16 protein-coding genes are annotated in these 14,319 nt (G+C 66.5%); 3 read left to right on the forward strand and 13 right to left on the reverse strand.

Features of this window, described 5'->3' with window-relative positions; genetic code table 11:
* Positions 1–658 precede the first annotated feature (658 nt).
* Together AH6_RS14385 and AH6_RS43720 are read left to right on the forward strand one after the other, a co-directional pair.
* The gene (locus tag AH6_RS14385) at positions 659–1,069 is read left to right on the forward strand and encodes a DUF4259 domain-containing protein (RefSeq protein ID WP_067479510.1); all 411 of its coding nucleotides are present in this window, start codon (positions 659–661) and stop codon (positions 1,067–1,069) included.
* Between the two features lie 37 nt (positions 1,070–1,106).
* Positions 1,107–1,268, forward strand: coding sequence for a hypothetical protein (locus AH6_RS43720; RefSeq protein WP_157431469.1), 162 nt, complete (start codon positions 1,107–1,109; stop codon positions 1,266–1,268).
* A gap of 7 nt (positions 1,269–1,275) precedes the next feature.
* Here the strand turns inward: AH6_RS43720 and AH6_RS14390 are convergent, their stop codons facing one another.
* The 6 genes from AH6_RS14390 to AH6_RS47085 form a co-directional block, all read right to left on the reverse strand.
* Positions 1,276–2,043, reverse strand: coding sequence for a site-specific integrase (locus AH6_RS14390; RefSeq protein ID WP_218005818.1), 768 nt, complete (start codon positions 2,041–2,043; stop codon positions 1,276–1,278).
* A gap of 4 nt (positions 2,044–2,047) precedes the next feature.
* The gene (locus tag AH6_RS43725; protein WP_157431470.1) at positions 2,048–2,203 is read right to left on the reverse strand and encodes a hypothetical protein; all 156 of its coding nucleotides are present in this window, start codon (positions 2,201–2,203) and stop codon (positions 2,048–2,050) included.
* 117 nt (positions 2,204–2,320) lie between these two features.
* The gene (locus AH6_RS14395) at positions 2,321–2,635 is read right to left on the reverse strand and encodes a hypothetical protein (RefSeq protein WP_157431471.1); all 315 of its coding nucleotides are present in this window, start codon (positions 2,633–2,635) and stop codon (positions 2,321–2,323) included.
* Positions 2,636–3,203: 568 nt separating this feature from the next.
* Complete coding sequence (locus AH6_RS14400) at positions 3,204–4,559, reverse strand: hypothetical protein (RefSeq protein ID WP_067479515.1); 1,356 nt, start codon at positions 4,557–4,559, stop codon at positions 3,204–3,206.
* Between the two features lie 413 nt (positions 4,560–4,972).
* A complete protein-coding gene (locus AH6_RS42435; RefSeq protein ID WP_083982810.1) occupies positions 4,973–6,031 on the reverse strand; it encodes a G1 family glutamic endopeptidase in 1,059 nt (352 codons plus the stop codon).
* A gap of 1,019 nt (positions 6,032–7,050) precedes the next feature.
* A complete protein-coding gene (locus tag AH6_RS47085; protein ID WP_169807856.1) occupies positions 7,051–7,203 on the reverse strand; it encodes an AsnC family transcriptional regulator in 153 nt (50 codons plus the stop codon).
* A gap of 205 nt (positions 7,204–7,408) precedes the next feature.
* On the opposite strand from AH6_RS47085, the gene AH6_RS14410 reads away from it, so the two are divergent.
* Positions 7,409–7,663, forward strand: a complete 255-nt coding sequence (locus AH6_RS14410; protein WP_157431472.1) for a hypothetical protein — start codon at positions 7,409–7,411, stop codon at positions 7,661–7,663.
* 69 nt (positions 7,664–7,732) lie between these two features.
* On the opposite strand, the gene AH6_RS14415 is transcribed toward AH6_RS14410, so the two are convergent.
* The 7 genes from AH6_RS14415 to AH6_RS14450 all read right to left on the reverse strand — a co-directional run bounded on the left by AH6_RS14415 (position 7,733) and on the right by AH6_RS14450 (position 14,308).
* Positions 7,733–8,509 carry a transposase gene (locus tag AH6_RS14415; RefSeq protein ID WP_083982814.1) on the reverse strand — a complete coding sequence of 259 codons (777 nt, stop codon included), beginning with the start codon at positions 8,507–8,509 and terminating at the stop codon, positions 7,733–7,735.
* A gap of 142 nt (positions 8,510–8,651) precedes the next feature.
* Positions 8,652–9,401: a hypothetical protein gene (locus AH6_RS14420; RefSeq protein WP_067479521.1), complete on the reverse strand. Its 750-nt coding sequence runs from the start codon at positions 9,399–9,401 to the stop codon at positions 8,652–8,654.
* Positions 9,402–9,478: 77 nt separating this feature from the next.
* Positions 9,479–10,894, reverse strand: a complete 1,416-nt coding sequence (locus AH6_RS14425) for a NucA/NucB deoxyribonuclease domain-containing protein (RefSeq protein WP_157431473.1) — start codon at positions 10,892–10,894, stop codon at positions 9,479–9,481.
* Between the two features lie 21 nt (positions 10,895–10,915).
* Positions 10,916–11,434, reverse strand: a complete 519-nt coding sequence (locus AH6_RS14435; protein ID WP_067479527.1) for a peptidase inhibitor family I36 protein — start codon at positions 11,432–11,434, stop codon at positions 10,916–10,918.
* A 643-nt stretch (positions 11,435–12,077) separates the two neighbouring features.
* On the reverse strand, positions 12,078–12,377 hold the full coding sequence (locus AH6_RS14440; RefSeq protein WP_067479529.1) for a hypothetical protein: 300 nt from the start codon (positions 12,375–12,377) through the stop codon (positions 12,078–12,080).
* A gap of 42 nt (positions 12,378–12,419) precedes the next feature.
* Positions 12,420–13,904 carry a hypothetical protein gene (locus AH6_RS43730; RefSeq protein ID WP_157431474.1) on the reverse strand — a complete coding sequence of 495 codons (1,485 nt, stop codon included), beginning with the start codon at positions 13,902–13,904 and terminating at the stop codon, positions 12,420–12,422.
* Between the two features lie 23 nt (positions 13,905–13,927).
* Positions 13,928–14,308 (reverse strand): hypothetical protein, encoded by a 381-nt coding sequence (locus tag AH6_RS14450; protein WP_067479533.1) that lies wholly within the window; start codon positions 14,306–14,308, stop codon positions 13,928–13,930.
* Positions 14,309–14,319: the final 11 nt, after the last annotated feature.

Below are 14,319 nucleotides of genomic sequence, written 5' to 3' on the forward strand. Positions count from 1 at the left end.
TCCGATTTCTAGGTGACAGGGCCCTTCAGAAAGCGGCCATGGCGACATCAGGTAGCCGCTCTCTAGTGCTCAGGTTGTTGAATAACCGGGTGAACCGGTGGATGTTCACTAGCCCGTATCCGGCTGTGACCGGGCGGCAGCAAGGAAAAAGGCTGTTTGAGAAAGGAGACAGGGGATGACAGGAGCATCCGAGTCACGGCTCACTAGGCGCAGCAGTGCGCCCTAGGCGGGACGGCTGCTCTAGGAGCAATTCTATGACTGGCCGGGCGAAGAACGCGATGAAGGCTATGCCATTTCCTCGGCGTTTGCCGATCATCGCGCCATTCACCCACCTGGAGACACTGGCCTTTTGCCTGGCGCGACTGGTGTGTCTCGCCGACAGATTTCGGGACCTGTCTGCTGGAGGAGGATCTGCCTCATCTCGACAGTGGCGGGCTGCCTGCCTCCGTGCCGCACACCTGTACTGCTATTAAGCCACTCGACCTAAGGATAGAGTGGGCCGCTACACCGGCTGCGGAATACCCGGTTGGGAGCAGTACATTCTCAGGGAGCTGGGATCTGAAATTCCCAGGGCATGCTGTATGTGTCTTGCGTCCATCTGGGATGATCCTGGCAGCTTGCTTGCAGTCGCGAACGGATCTCAGGAGGCGAGCATCAGATGGGTACCTGGGGCCCCGGAGCCTTCGATAACGATCATGCCGCAGACTTTGCCGGGACACTGGACACGCTTCCCGCTGGGCAGCACGTTGAGGTGATCACCCAGGTTCTGGAGACGGTGGTGGCGCCGGGCAACAACACCAGCAGCCATTTGGCCGATCCGGCAGTCGCCGCGGCCGCTGTGATCGCAGCCCAGCTTCCGGGCGGATCGCCAACCGACTCGATCTACGGTCCGGAGAAACCTTTGCCTCCGCTGCCTCACGAGCTGGCGCTGCTGGCTGTCAGGGCACTGGATCGCATCGTGGCGCCCGACTCCCAGGTGAAAGAGTTGTGGGCCGAGTCGCCAGAGGATCGGCCCTGGCACGACGGGATCGCCGCGCTTCGGCACGTGTTGGCTGCCCAGCGACCGTGAGCAACGGCTGCCCAGTTGCAACTTCGACTTCTCTGGCGTGGTCTTCGACGGTGGCATAGTCAGCTTCTATGACGCGGCCTTCTCCGGCGGCACGGTCGATCTCTCGGCACCTCGCGACTGGTCAATGCCGCTGTCCTTCGGCGGGGTGGATCCGTCGGCGCCGCCGGCGGGGTTGCGGTTGCCGCCGCAGGCGGTGTGAGCGGGTTCTACAGCCCCGCCCCGTGCAGGGGGTTCGTCTTCCACCGGTCGACGTCGCGGATGTAGCGGAGTACGGCGGTCGAGCTGTCGGCCCAGCCGCCGTGGCGGCCGATGGCCACCAGGTTGCCGCCGGTGGCGCCGCCGGCGCGCAGCGAGTGCCCGCTGACCGCCTCGGCGTCCAGGCCCGCGCGGCGGACGGCGCCGGTGACGAGGGCGCCGATGCTGCGGCCGGTCAGCCGCCCGTCGGCCGGGCCGCTGCCCGACAGCACGACGTCGGGGGTTCCGGCGATGCGGCCGTGCCGGTCGATGCGGCGCAGCAGCGGCCCGGCGGTGATCTGGTGCTCGGCCAGCAGCGCGATCCAGGCCAGGGTGAGGCGGACCGGGCAGGTGGTGGGGTCCGGTCCGTAGGGGATGGCCGCGATGCGGCCCTGGGCGAGCGGGTCGGTCTTGGAGGTGCGCACGGTGACCTCCAAGCCGTGCGCGACCTCGCGCACATCCGGCAGGTCGAGCGCGGCCAGCTCGAAGCGGCGGGCCATCATCGCCCAGCCCAGCACCAGCATTACCCGGTCGCGCAGCACCAGCGCGCCCGAGCGCGGCACCGGCCGCGGGGAGCCGGGGCGCACCGGGCCGCCCGCGGCGGCGACCATGGCGCGCAGCTGTTCGACCGCCAGCGCGGCCGCGCGCCTCTCGTTGGGGGTGCCGGCGGCGCGTTCGGCGCGGTAGGGCTTAATCATCGCGCGGACGGCGGTGGTGTCGGCGGTCTGAGGCCGGATCATGATCTTACTCTCCGTGCAGCGTCGACTTCCGCACCTCGGTCTGGTCGTCGTCCAGGTCGGGGTCGCGGTCGGTCTCGGGCGGGTCGGGCCAGAACTTGGTCTCGGGCGGGTCGAACTGCGACGCCTGGTAGCAGTTCTGGCACAGGTCCCAGCTCCACACCAGCTCGCTGGCCCTGTGGCATTGCCCGCGCCGGCTGGAGGTGGTGCGGGCCCGCCGGGCGCGGTCGGCGGTCGCCGCGTCGCGGTCGGGCTGCTGGTCGGGGTGGTACAGCTTGCTTCACCAGGCGTCCGGGGCGGCGTAGCACTCGGCGGCCGAGTAGCCGGGGAACACATCCACCCGGACCCGGTCGGCGTTGTGGGCATCGCCCCATGGCCAGTGCGAGCAGGGCACGCCGATCTGCAGGTCTGCGGCCAGCACCACCGCGCTCTGCCGGTCGTGCACCCAGGCGGTCACCTGCCAGCCCTGCCCGGGGCTCCACACCCGCAGCGGGACCCGTGGCCGGTCGCGCACATCGCTCCAGGCGTCGGCGCACGGCTCGGGAGCGGGGCGGGCGAGGCCGCACGCCCGACGGGGATGGTGGTCCCGGCGCATCTGCGGCGGGCTTCTCACGTGGTGGGCGGGCGGGGGTACAGCCTCGCCGCCAGGGCCGCTAGGCGCAGCGGCTTCTCGCTTCCACCACGGAATCCGGTCACCACCAGCGACACTGGCGACCGGCATCGAAGCACCCGCTCGGGCTATCGGCTCGGGTCAGTTGGTGCGCTTGTTGGGCAGGTGCGCGCCGATGTATCCGATGTAGATGACGCCGGTGCGGGCGGTGTCGTCGAGCAGGTGCAGGCGGGGTGCGGGGGGGTTGGCCTGAGCCGAGCCGGATGTGGGCGCCGAAGAACGCCCTCCCGGAAGGGCGGGTCGCGGGCCGGACGGGGAAGGTCCGCGCCCGGCGGAACCGCTCGCCGGCCTGCACGCCCTCGTGCTCGCCCGAGGCCAGGATGCTGGCGCTGATCAGGACGCCCGGCCCGCCGGTGCGCACTAAGGTCCGCAGGTCCCCGGCAGCGCGGCCGTTCCGCTGCGCTTGGGCGTAGGCGTGCAGCGTGGCCAGGGCGTCCATGGTCTTGCGGCGCCAGGCCGCCGCGAGAGGGTGCGCGTCCAGGGCGGTGGCGGCCTAGATCTCCAGGGCGTCGAACACCAGCAGGGGAAACCGGTCGGCGGCCTCCTGGAGGAGGGTGGCGAAGTCGTCCGGCGCTTGGAGGTCCTGCAGACCGGGGTCCTGCAGCTCGGGGTCTTCGGGCCGGGCGGGTCGACCTGCGGGGCGGTCGGCGGGGCGGTCGGCGGGGCGGTTGGCAGAGTGGGCGTGGGCCAGGCGCAGTTCGGCGATGCCGCGGTGGCGCACCGCCAGGTCGCGTTCCTCCTCGGCCGCGGCCGCCGCGGCGGCGTAGGCGTCGGTGGCCGCGTGCTGTTCCTGCAGCCGAGCGGCCAGTTGCTGGAGCTCCTGTTCGCGGTCGCGCAGCAGCGCGGTGGCCTTGTCCAGCTCGGCGCCCAGGTCTGCGGCGTGGGCCTCAGCGGTGGCGCGGCCGTCGCGGGCCTGGGCCAGTTGCCGGGCCAGGTCGTTGATTACCGTGTCGGGGTCGGGCGGGGGAGGAGCGCAGGCGGCGGGGAGTGGCGCGGCGGGGTCGGTCAGCAGTACCGCGGCGTCGGCGGCCAACCCCGCCGGGGCGGTTCTGGACCGTGCGGTGAGGACCTGGTCGGTCAGGCGGTGGCACACACTGTCGCGTACTACCTGGCCGGGCCCCAGGATCTGGTCGTCGGGCCGGTCGACGGCGGGGGAGTACCAGCGGCCGCCGCCGGCGGGTACCTGACGCTCAGGCAGGCGGTTGCTGAGGATCTGGCGGCCTTCCTCGGTCAGCAGCAGCATCGTGATGAGCCCCGGCCATGTCGCCCCGTTCATCACAGACGCGCCCTCGAAACCGCGGTCGATGGTGACCACCAGCAGGCCCTCGTCCCGGGCGGGGTCGGTGATGCGCGCCAGCATCTGGTCCACCTGCTGGGGCGGGTAGGTCTCCAGGGCCAGGACCGCCACCGGAGGCGGCTGGTGGTCCAGCGTCTCATCGCCGGGCGGCAGCCCTGGCGCATCGGGTATCGGTGAGCGCTTGTCGGGGAGCCGGACCCCGGCCAGCCCCAGCGCCCATGACGGGCACGGAGCCTGATGGGTCCACGGCTGGTCGGCCTCGGCGACCAGCGCCCACGCACACCTGAGCTGCTCGCCGTGCCATCCTTTGCGGGGCGTCACCACCTCGCGCAGCACCACCGCGGCCCGCACCGCGCCGGTCTGCCGGTCCTGCCACCCGAACCTGGCGCCGGCGACCTCCACCTCCACCGGCGACCGCGCCGACATTCCCTCGCAGTCGCCGGGCACCGCCGTGCCGGTGGCGAACTCCCACCCCGCCCACTCCAGGCCGCGCCGGGCGGCGTGGCCGGTGATGTCGGCGGCCAGCCGCCGCACCGGCCTGGCCCCCTTCACACTGGCTCCGCCCTGCATCCAGAGCCGATGACCGCCCGCAGCCCGCTGTGAAGACCTTCCCATGCGCCTACTGTGACGGGATTCGGCCCACTTTGTCCGCCCGCCGTCCAAACTCCAGCCCATCCACCTCGCCAGGCTCATCCTCGCGCACCTGCAGAGGTTCCTGGAAGAGAGGCGCAGGGCCGGTTTGACAGGGCGTTCGGGCTTGGGGCGGGGCGGCGGCGCGACGACCGGCAGGGTGAAGGTCGTGGTCAGTGTGGGGACTGAGCGCGTGGTGATGGTGAGCTTCATGGTGAATTTTCCGCCGCGCGGACGGTGGGCGGGAGGGCGGAAGGTCGCTGGTACGGTCACCGGCGCGGTGGTCAGCGTCCCCCCGGCCATCTAGCTGCCCTACGACACCACCCAGCAAAGTCCTACTGGCACACCTCTTCTTTCCCGTATCCCTTCCAGGTTGTATCGAGTCCTGCGTATGGTTCGCCCTCCACGTAAAGTGGCCCCGCTGTCGCCAGGATGGTCTTCAGGTCACATCCCGTCATGGTTACGGGTTGGGCATTTAGGGCAATTGGAGACGCTGGATCGTGAAATACGCCGTCCGTATTCAGATATGAGGCGGTTGCGTTCGTCATATGCATGATGCTGTACTTGGGCTGTAGCGAAAGCTTGCGATTTGACCATCGGACGCGTTCGTTCACCCACTCCACGACGCCGCTCGTCTCGGGAATCGTTTGATTGAAGTTGCGCTGAATGTTGGTGGCCACATTGGCGGTTAGGTTGTATATCGTGAAGTAGGCGTAGGTGGTCGTTCGGGAGATCGCGACGTAGACCTCGTCCCCGGGCTTAACCGCAAGATTCACGAACACCATGGCCGGGTCGTAGGGTACTGCCTCGTACCAAAAGCGGTACTTGTAACTCATTTTGCCGGAGGAGTACGTGCCCTCCTGGGTTGTTCCAGCTTGGATCAAGGGGTCGTCGCTCGCTATACCAGTTCCAATCCCAGGCCAGATCGCTGACATGCCGTTCTGGTTTTGCAGCGTTACCGCCGGAACCTTCCAGCGGGCGGATACGTCGGTATACTGCTTGCCTCCCTCGGCCTTGTACCCCGCCCAGTTGGTTGACATATCGGCGAGGGCGCCCTCGGTGTGCTGGCGAGAGGGCTTTAGCGTGGGCAGTTCGCGCTTGGGGCCTTGGGAACACTGGATCGATCGGAGCCAACGCGGCTTCTTTGAGGCCATCAGCCTGATGGCCTCTTTCGAGAGATGAACTCCCTCTTCGCGTAGCTTTTCGGGGGTGTCGCTCGCGGATATGAGGTCATTGCGAGGGGCCTTGACACTGGTTCCCAGGGCGCAGCCGGGATTGTTGATCGATGAGATCCAGGTGTGGACTTCAGCGGATGCCGGCGGAACCAGCATGCTCGCAAACAAAGAGCTCACCCCGGCCGTCATGCCCACCCTGCGTACTTTCATAAACACCATCTGACAGCCTCCTTACTGGCGATGACGGAAGGGACAATATGAATCATGTTCCTGTATTGTCAAGATCCCCAGCGGTGTCCGAAAGTGGCCAGTTCCGGCCCAGGCTCCAGAGAGTTCTCTATTGTGTCCCCATAAAAACCCTTACGTCGGCGCGCTGGATGCCTATCGCCCTTCCGAGCGCTGGCCAGAAATCCGCCGATGCAATGGCCGTGCGCACCACTCCGCTGCTCAAGACATCCTGGCATCCACCTCCGTCGATTTCGACCTTAAATACACCTCTATCTTTGGTCCGAAAATGAAGAAGATATTGAATCCCATAGTCAATCGGGCAGGAGCGTGGGGCCTCCTTCACGACGGGCAGCGAGCAGATTATGGCAGCCAGGGCTTTGATGGTCCCGACATCTCCCCCCGTTGCAGTGGAAGGGAAGATGAACTTTCGCTGTCTAGCGGGTGAACTTCTTTCGACGGTCAAGGATTGGACGTCTGCGAAGCCACTGCAAAAACCGGCTGGAGGGCCCGGCTTTTTTGGGTCCTCAGCGAAGGAGCGCTCACCCCCGCATCCTGCAGTCACACCGCCGAGTACCACAGCGAGAGCCGTAAGAGTGACCTTGATCCGCCAAGCCATGAGCACTCCCAGAACAGAGAATACCTTTTGATCATAGTGACACCTTCCCGAAAGGGACAGCCCTTGCGGGAATAGGCGGCTCGGCTCTCGAATTTACTGGCAGTGCCTCGTCGTCGATGTCGGCCTGACCGTCCATGGCCGCCAGGTGACTCTGCTCGAGAGTCAGATGGATCACTTCCTACAAAGCGGGGCGTCGGCCAAGGGTGGCACTGCTCATGGCGATCTCCACGGTGGCCTCATGAGCAGAAGTACGTCGGCGGGGGATGTGCGGGCAGCCCCGGGCTGGGGGGAAGGGCGGGGAGTCCGCCAGGCTCTGAACCACCAGCGCGGCCAGCGGAGGTGGTGGTCACGAACACTGCGCGTGCTGGCAGTCCGATGCAGATCGGGCCAGAGATCACCAGAGCGCAAACCGCGCCGGTCCGCAACAGCGCCACCGCGCACGGGTGGCCGCTCGGGATAGGCCGATTCGAGTAGCCAGCGCGACGTAGTTGGCGCGGAAGTCAACCTGCAGGAGTTCCAGCAGCCTCCAGTCCAACCGGTCCAGCACCTGGTCCAGTTTCCGAGTCCCGTGCTCTTGCCTCCGCCCCGTAGCCGACGGCCTGCTGCACTAGGGCACCCAAAGAAGAGGTGCTATAGACAGAATGCGTTTTCTGTAGGGTATATCTCTCTGTGCGTCCTGTGAGGCGGTCCTTAGTGGTCTTCTGCTCCAACTCTTTCAGGAATCCTTGTCCCGGCTCCGAAAGACGATCATCATGGGTGGTGACTCAGGTGTCGGCGGCGCAGCAGGAGACGATTTGTCGGATGTCCTCTGGGGGGCGGGAGCGCTGCTCGCCGGTGTCGGTCTGGTGGTGTTCTCCGTCATCAAGATCTGGTCCCTGTTTCGGTCCGATGATCGCGACGTCCTCTGGACTGACCTCGTGGTCCAGGCCGTTACCCTGGCCGTGGTCGTGGAGCTTATTGCAACGGCTATCGGCGTTCTCCGAACAGCCGAATTGCTGAGTGGCTAAGGGATGTCCCGTAATGATGGAGAAGGTGGGCTGGGCGTGCTGTCGGTGACCTGCCGCTCCAGGTTGGGGTCAGCCGGCCATCGTCAGGATGCGCATGAGGGCGATGCCGCGGGTGGCATGGTGGACGCCGTCGCGTTTACGACGGCAGTTGCGCAGGGTGTTCCACCACTTCATGTGCGCGAAGGCGTGCTCGACGCGGGCGCGCACCCGTTTGTGAACGGTGTTGAGTTCATGTTTCCAGGTCGGCAGTTCGCTGCCGTCGCGGGGCCGCCGGTAGGGCATGATGACCTGCCGGTTTCCTTGGTAGCCGCCGTCGGCCATCACGTACGCACCCCGGCACGCGGCATCGGCACCTGAATCGCGGAAGGCGGTGCAGTCATTGTGGTTGCCCGGCACCAGACGTCCGACCGGTACCACCAGCCGGGTGTTGGCGTCGATGACCACCTGCATGTTCACCGAGTACCGGTAGTTCTTGGACGAGGCGGTGACCGTCCGATCGTGGACGGGAACCAGCGTGCCGTCCACGATCAGTACCGTGTCGGGGCTGTGCCGGCGGGTGACCGGCGCCAGTGCGAGCAGCGGCGCTAGGTGGTCGACGACGCGGTGCGCAGCGGACTTGGACACTCCGAACAGCAGCGCGACCTGCCGCAGCGTGAGGTTGGTGCGGTAGTACACCGCGATCAGCAGCACCCGGTCGGCCAGCGGCAGACTCCACCGCCGCCCGGTCCCGGTCTGCTCACCACCCCGACCTGCCACGATCCGCACCAGGCGACGGAACTGCCGCACCGACAGGCCGGTGAACACCGGCACCCACTCATCCTGATCGGCCCTGATCACCTGCTCCACGCCAAGATCAACGACCAAAATCGTCCACCGTTACGGGACAGCCTTTAGGACAAATCGGCTGAGATGGGCAGTGGGCAGGTACTTCATCGCGGTGACGTTGGCGCTGCCATGGCAGCCGTTGACCGGCCATTGAGGTCGCCGCTCATTCCTGTCCCCCGGCTAGGTATACCTCCGTCACGTACTTGTCAACCATGTGCCCGGGGATGCGGCCGAACTCGTTGATCGGGATTCCCTGGCCTTCGTACCAGGCCCGGATGTCGGTCGCGTGTGCCGCCTCCCATGCGTCGTTGGTGTTGTCGTCGATGGGGATGCCTTGGTTTCTTGCCCAGGCGTGGACGATGTCGATGTGCCGGTCGGTTGCGGTGTCGGTGGGCGTCTGCGGCTCGGTGATGGGTTCTGCTGGGGCCGACCAGAAGCGGGCGACGTACAGTTCGATGCCTTGGGCCTGCTCCCATTCCTCATCGTCGGCGTTGCGCGCTTGGAGGTCGTGTTCCTTGGCGACTGCGAGCGAGCGCCGGTATCCGAGCAGTTGGAGGTGGTAGCGGCCTGGAGGGATTTCGAACACGCCGGGATCGGCTCCGGCGGCCACCGCCATCAAACCCAGGGATCCTTCTCCGTTGATTTCAAATGGGAGTGTGGCTGCGACTTCGGGAAGGTCGAGTTTGTCGTAGACGTCATGCGGCGGTAGCCGGTCCCAGTGTTCGAAGCGGATGACGGGCGCGGTGTGCTGGCATGCCGGGTAGATGTGGACGGCACCGCTGGAAGTGGTGTGCCACTCGTCGCCGTGCCGGGGTGGAGGTTCGGGGTAGGTGCCTTCTTCGTCGTAGAAGCCGAACATGCCGTGGCCGGTGGTGGCGATTTCAGTGTGGCTGTCGAGGAGTTGGGGGGTCATGGTGGCTCCGTATCGCTCGGGGATATGGGCCAGCCGCCCGACCTGGAACGGTGGGGCGGCTGGCAGTCATGGTGAGGTTACATATGCTTTTGGCACTGATTGAAGGACGGCGGGGTGCTGGGAGCGTTCTTCACCGCCACCCAGAATGAGCCTTGCAGACCGGCCCCGGTGGTTTCGACGGTCTTGCCGTCGGGGTTGCGCCACACTCGGTTGTTGTCGGTGAAGTCCTGAATGTCGATCGCCTGGTAGTCCTGTTCGGGGATGGGGACGAACCGGCAGGTCCACTCGTCCGCTCCCACCCAGTGGGCACCGTTCCAGGTCGACGCGAAGGGGTATTCGTCGCAGCTCTGTCCCGGCGGCTTGATGAGACTGCCGGGACAGGAGACTTCACGACTCCACCTGCTGAACTCCTTGTCCACACCCTTGTAGGTGTACCTCGCCGGGCCGCGCACCAGGGGCTGTCCGCCCGGCGTGGTGCTGTTGCCGGGAAAGCCGGCGTGGCTACGTAGCCCGAGCTGGCCGAACAGGATGTTCTGGGCGATGGTCGGCATGGGCCCGTTGTAGTCGACCTCGTAGACCGGCGTGTACCAGTGGTAGACGCAGCCCGGCTTCTTGGAGCGGGTGACGTCGGTGAGGCTGTCGCAGCGGACTCCGGTGGGCGGGCCGAGGTACTTGTCCAGTCCGGTGATCTTGGCGCCGGGATAAGCGATCTCGATCTTGGTCTGCGGGTTGGGGTAGGCGACTCCGGACCCGGGCGATTCCATGAAGTGCGTGTGCGTCTGGACAATGCCCTTCTTGGCGGCGAAGGTCACCGGCGCCGGAGTTCCGCAGCCGCCGGTGGTGCAGCCGATCGAGAGCGTCGTGGTGAGGAGGTCGGGAACCAGTTCCCCGGTGACGTAGAGGTTCTGGTAGTAGACGGTCCGCTTCCATGCGCGGGCCGACTTGGGGTCCAGCCACTCTTCCCACGCGTAGTTCGAGGACGCCGTCCCCAGGAACTTCGTCGGCTGCACCTGGGCGAAGGTGCCGATCTTCTTCACGTGCGAACAGGAGTACGTCCGCGTCCAGTGAATAGCGTCGGAGGCTTCCGGAGCCGGGCAGTTGGGCATCGTGGCGCCCGGTGCCCGGGATGCCACCCGCTCATAGGGAGCGTCGCGGAAGCATCCGACGATGTTGCCGCTGATGTTCTCTGGGATCTCGCAGTCCGCCCCCGACCGCTGCTCCAGGAGCCGCTTCAGTTCCTGGCGCTTGGTCGGCGCCAGACGCTTGGACGGCCGCGAGGGGCCCGGCGACACCGGCACCTCGGCGCGGGACGAACTACTGGGCTGCGGGGTCGAGGACGGCGTGACGGAGGGCGAGTGGCTGACCGGCGAGGTCGCAGGCGTGGACGCGGAGGGCGAGGGGTTGGCCGGGGGCGTGGGTGCTGCGGTGGCCGCCGGGGCACCGGTCGCACCGAGCGCGAGGGCCAGGCCGAAGGCGGCGATGAGTTTTCGCATCTGGGGAGTCCTCACCGCGTATCAGCCGCACCGAGTGAAGAAGGAGTCGGCCTTGTTGTAGTGCGCGGTGCTGACGACCGCCGTGGCCGCCCCGCTCTCCTCGGTCCACATGTGCGTCGGCGGAGTGGTGGCGTTGTCGTACACGTACACGGCGTGCAGGGACTTGTTCTGCCAGGACGAGGTCTTGTCGCCGAACCCGTAGTTGGTCAGGTACTGCGTCCCGCCGCAGTCGCGGAAGGTGAGCTTGCGGCCGGTGAAATCCCGGCCGTCGTAGAAGCAGTAGGCGTTGGCCGCGCAGGGGTCGGCGGCCACGCCCGCCGTCGCGTTGGCCGGGATGGTGACCACCACCTGGCCTCCCCGGTAGGAGACCTCGTTGGGAGCGGTCTGGACACCGCCGGGATAGTTGCGGAGCTGGACGTCGATCTGCTCCTGGACACTCGGCGCGGGCGAAGCGCTGGCGGCGCCGGCCAACAGCGCGAGGGCGCTTCCGGTACCGACGGTGGTGATGAGCACGCTTCGCATGACCTGGTTGAGCTGCACTTTTCTCCTCTGGCAGGGGGTGTCCGCCCTGCATGGGCGGGGAGATGATCTCCGTTGCCAGCAGCTAATTGGACTTCTCGTGCAACTCCAGACGAGTCAGGGCAAAGGAACCTTTGCATCCTGATGATCAGTGCAAACTGAGAAAAGTCGTCAGTCAGGTAAACCTGAGAGCGGCCTGAACGTCGATCCTATGTTCGAGGGTGAAAGTCGAGGTGAGAATTTCGGGTGCCCTAAACAAGTGTTATGGATCAATGTGTCATCGGCTGCCGGTGCGCGGAGTGTGACGGTCGATTCGAAGTAATGTCCGGAGCCCACCGCTGTTCGGCCCGCGCGGCGCCATTCCTCACTGCCGCTGACCTGCGCTGGTTTCGACCTCGCCTAGCCCCGCTCCGACCGCCAGGGCGACGCATGGACGCAAGCCAGCCGCAACGGTGGGCTCGCCAATGACCACCAGTACGTCAGCGCTGTTGTCCTCTTGCGCGAACGAGCTTGACCATCACTATTCAGATGAACTTTTTCATCGTGTGGATCACCGTGCTGCGCTTAGGAAGCCTTCGTCTGGAATGGACACTGATCGCTGTGTTTGCCCGCGTGGATCGGCTCCAGCGCGGTTCTCGTGCTGGAGCCAGTCCTGTGTGCTTGTTCAGGTGATGAGGCGGAACGGACGGTCGTCCGGGGACGGCTGTTGGGGTCTGTCCGGGGTTTGGTCGAGGGCCTGGTTGATGGGGGTCGGGAAGTCCAGAGCTGGCGTGGGGGTGCTGGAAGTTGTGCTGGTCAGGCGGGATGACAGGCGGTCGACGAGGGTGGTGAGGTCTTTCACGAGCATCTGGTAGTCGTTCGCGTCGCGTGGGGCGGGGGCGATTTCGTGGCTGAACTCCAGCCAGCGCATGTTCGTGTGGATCTCGGTGAGTTCGTCAAGGTCGCGGCGGAGCTCGGCGGACATTCCGAGGCTCTTACGGGTGTTGATGGCGGCCTCCGGTGGATGTCATCTGGGGGAGCGTCCCTTCGGGGCGGCGGATCTTGGGGGCTGATTGGTGGTCCCTTCTTTAGTGGGGACGGGGGTGATGGCTTTGGTGATCGGGGTGGGGAAGCTGGAGCTGGCTAGCGCGGCTGGGGTCGGCTGTGGGGTGGCCAGGGCGCGGGTCGCGGTGAGGCGCTGTTGGACGAGGGCCAGGTCCGCGGCTTGCTCAGGTGGGCCGGGGGCCATGTGCTGGATGGCTTCGCCGAGTTCGGTGAGCGTTCTTTCGCCTGCGGCTTGAAGGTTTTCGTACAACTGGTTCAGTTCGGGGATCGCGGGCCGGCTGTCTGGTCCCCTCGTTCGGTCGGCGAGCGTTGCTAGATCAGTGGTGGCGGCGTGGTGGCGTCGGGCGATCTCTTTGCAGGTGTCGGTGACTTTCAGGGCGGTCAGTGCCACGGTTCTGATGTCGGAGGGGCCGGGGGCGATCTGTTCGGGTGGGGTGAGTCGGGTGGTCGCCGTGTGGTGGGGGCGCCAGGCGGGATCGGTGAAGGTGAGCCGCCCCAGGCGTAGTACGAGGTCGCCCGCGTCCAGGGCGGAGCCCGCCACGGGCAGGCTGTGCTGATCGGTGAGATCGTGCAGTTTGCGGGCCACCGCTCTCCATTTGTTCGCGTTGTGGCCCATGGCTCTTTTCGTCGCGAGCAGTGCCTCGGCGGTCGTCTTGGTTTCGAGCTCTTCGGCTCGTCGGCTGAGCTGATTGAGGAGACGGCAGTTGATGTCGGAGGCGATGGCGGCGGCGCGGGCGACGTAGCGCCAAGTCGCGACGGAGCTGGGAGTGGTGTCGGCGTTCAGTCGCTGGAGGCTGAGCTCGATTCCCGCCAAGAGTTGGGAGCGTTCTTCGTTGTGGGAGGGCGGGAGACGTTCGGGTGCGTGCCGGAACGGGATGGCGGTGACGCCGGATGGATGCTCGTGACCGAACACGCTGGTCAGCAGGGCGGCATTGAGCAGGGGACTTCCGGCCGTGTGTGCTTCTGGTCCGGCGCGTAAGGCCACGTGTCCTGCTGCTGCGGCGTGTTGGCTGAGGGTGTGCAGTAGGGAGCGGGCGGTGTCGGTCGCCGCGATGACGGCGGCGTTGGCCGACAGGACCTGTCCTTGGTCCGGTGTTTTGGTGATGTGGGTGTCGAGCAGGTCCAGGCCGCATCCCAGGGCCAGGGACGTTCCGCGCAGGTGCTTGGCGAGTTGAGGGCCGTCGGTCTCGTTCCAGCCTGGTGGTCCGAGAAGTTCTTGCGCTTGGCGGAGGAGTGCGCCTGCTCGGCGCGCGGCGTCTTGGATGCCGGTGTCGTGCTCGTAGGGCGTGCCGAAGCCCGCGGCTATCTGGTCGGTGTAGCGGATGAGGACGTGGGTGAAGCGGGCCAGTTCGTAGGTTGTCGCGGGGTGGCGGGCCTGGGCGGTGGTGGTCGGGTGGTTGAGTGTCCGGCGGACTTCGGCCAGGTGTCCGTCGGCTACCTCGATCATGTCTCCGAAGGTGACCATGGCGGCTACCGGAGGATGTGCAGGAGCCGGCCCGCGTGCAGCGACGCTCGCAGGCAGGCGACCATGTCGGCCGGACCTTCGGCCCGCTCGGCGGCCTTGAGCAGGTTCGCCAGGGCGGCGTCGGCCGCCTTGAGAAGGAACTCCGGCGCGGTACGGGCGGTGAGGTCGGAGATGCGAACCGGGGGCTGGGGAGGTGCGAGTTCGAGTGCCGGGGCGCGCTCCAGCGAGGCCAGGAGCTCGACGACCTCGTTCTCGGCGGCGCTCCATTTCAGGAAGCCGTCGGGGTCCCGGTCGATGTGGGCGGTGATGATCGCCTTCGCCTCGTTCATCGCGCGGCGGGTGTTCATCAGCAAGGTGATGGCCTGCTCGGCAGGGGTGTAGCTCATGTCCTTCTCCT

The sequence above is a fragment of the Actinomadura hibisca NBRC 15177 genome, from assembly GCF_001552635.1.
In the GTDB taxonomy this organism is placed as follows: Bacteria; Actinomycetota; Actinomycetes; order Streptosporangiales; family Streptosporangiaceae; genus Spirillospora; species Spirillospora hibisca.

Coding starts and splice junctions, on each gene's coding strand:
- AH6_RS14440 (WP_067479529.1), bottom strand. CDS start 12,377: ATGTCCGCCGAGCTCCGCCGCGACCTTGACGAACTCACCGAGATCCAC.
- AH6_RS14385 (WP_067479510.1), top strand. CDS start 659: ATGGGTACCTGGGGCCCCGGAGCCTTCGATAACGATCATGCCGCAGAC.
- AH6_RS14395 (WP_157431471.1), bottom strand. CDS start 2,635: ATGCGCCGGGACCACCATCCCCGTCGGGCGTGCGGCCTCGCCCGCCCC.
- AH6_RS14420 (WP_067479521.1), bottom strand. CDS start 9,401: ATGACCCCCCAACTCCTCGACAGCCACACTGAAATCGCCACCACCGGC.
- AH6_RS14450 (WP_067479533.1), bottom strand. CDS start 14,308: ATGAGCTACACCCCTGCCGAGCAGGCCATCACCTTGCTGATGAACACC.
- AH6_RS42435 (WP_083982810.1), bottom strand. CDS start 6,031: ATGGTGTTTATGAAAGTACGCAGGGTGGGCATGACGGCCGGGGTGAGC.
- AH6_RS14390 (WP_218005818.1), bottom strand. CDS start 2,043: ATGATCCGGCCTCAGACCGCCGACACCACCGCCGTCCGCGCGATGATT.
- AH6_RS14410 (WP_157431472.1), top strand. CDS start 7,409: ATGGGTGGTGACTCAGGTGTCGGCGGCGCAGCAGGAGACGATTTGTCG.
- AH6_RS14425 (WP_157431473.1), bottom strand. CDS start 10,894: ATGCGAAAACTCATCGCCGCCTTCGGCCTGGCCCTCGCGCTCGGTGCG.
- AH6_RS43730 (WP_157431474.1), bottom strand. CDS start 13,904: ATGATCGAGGTAGCCGACGGACACCTGGCCGAAGTCCGCCGGACACTC.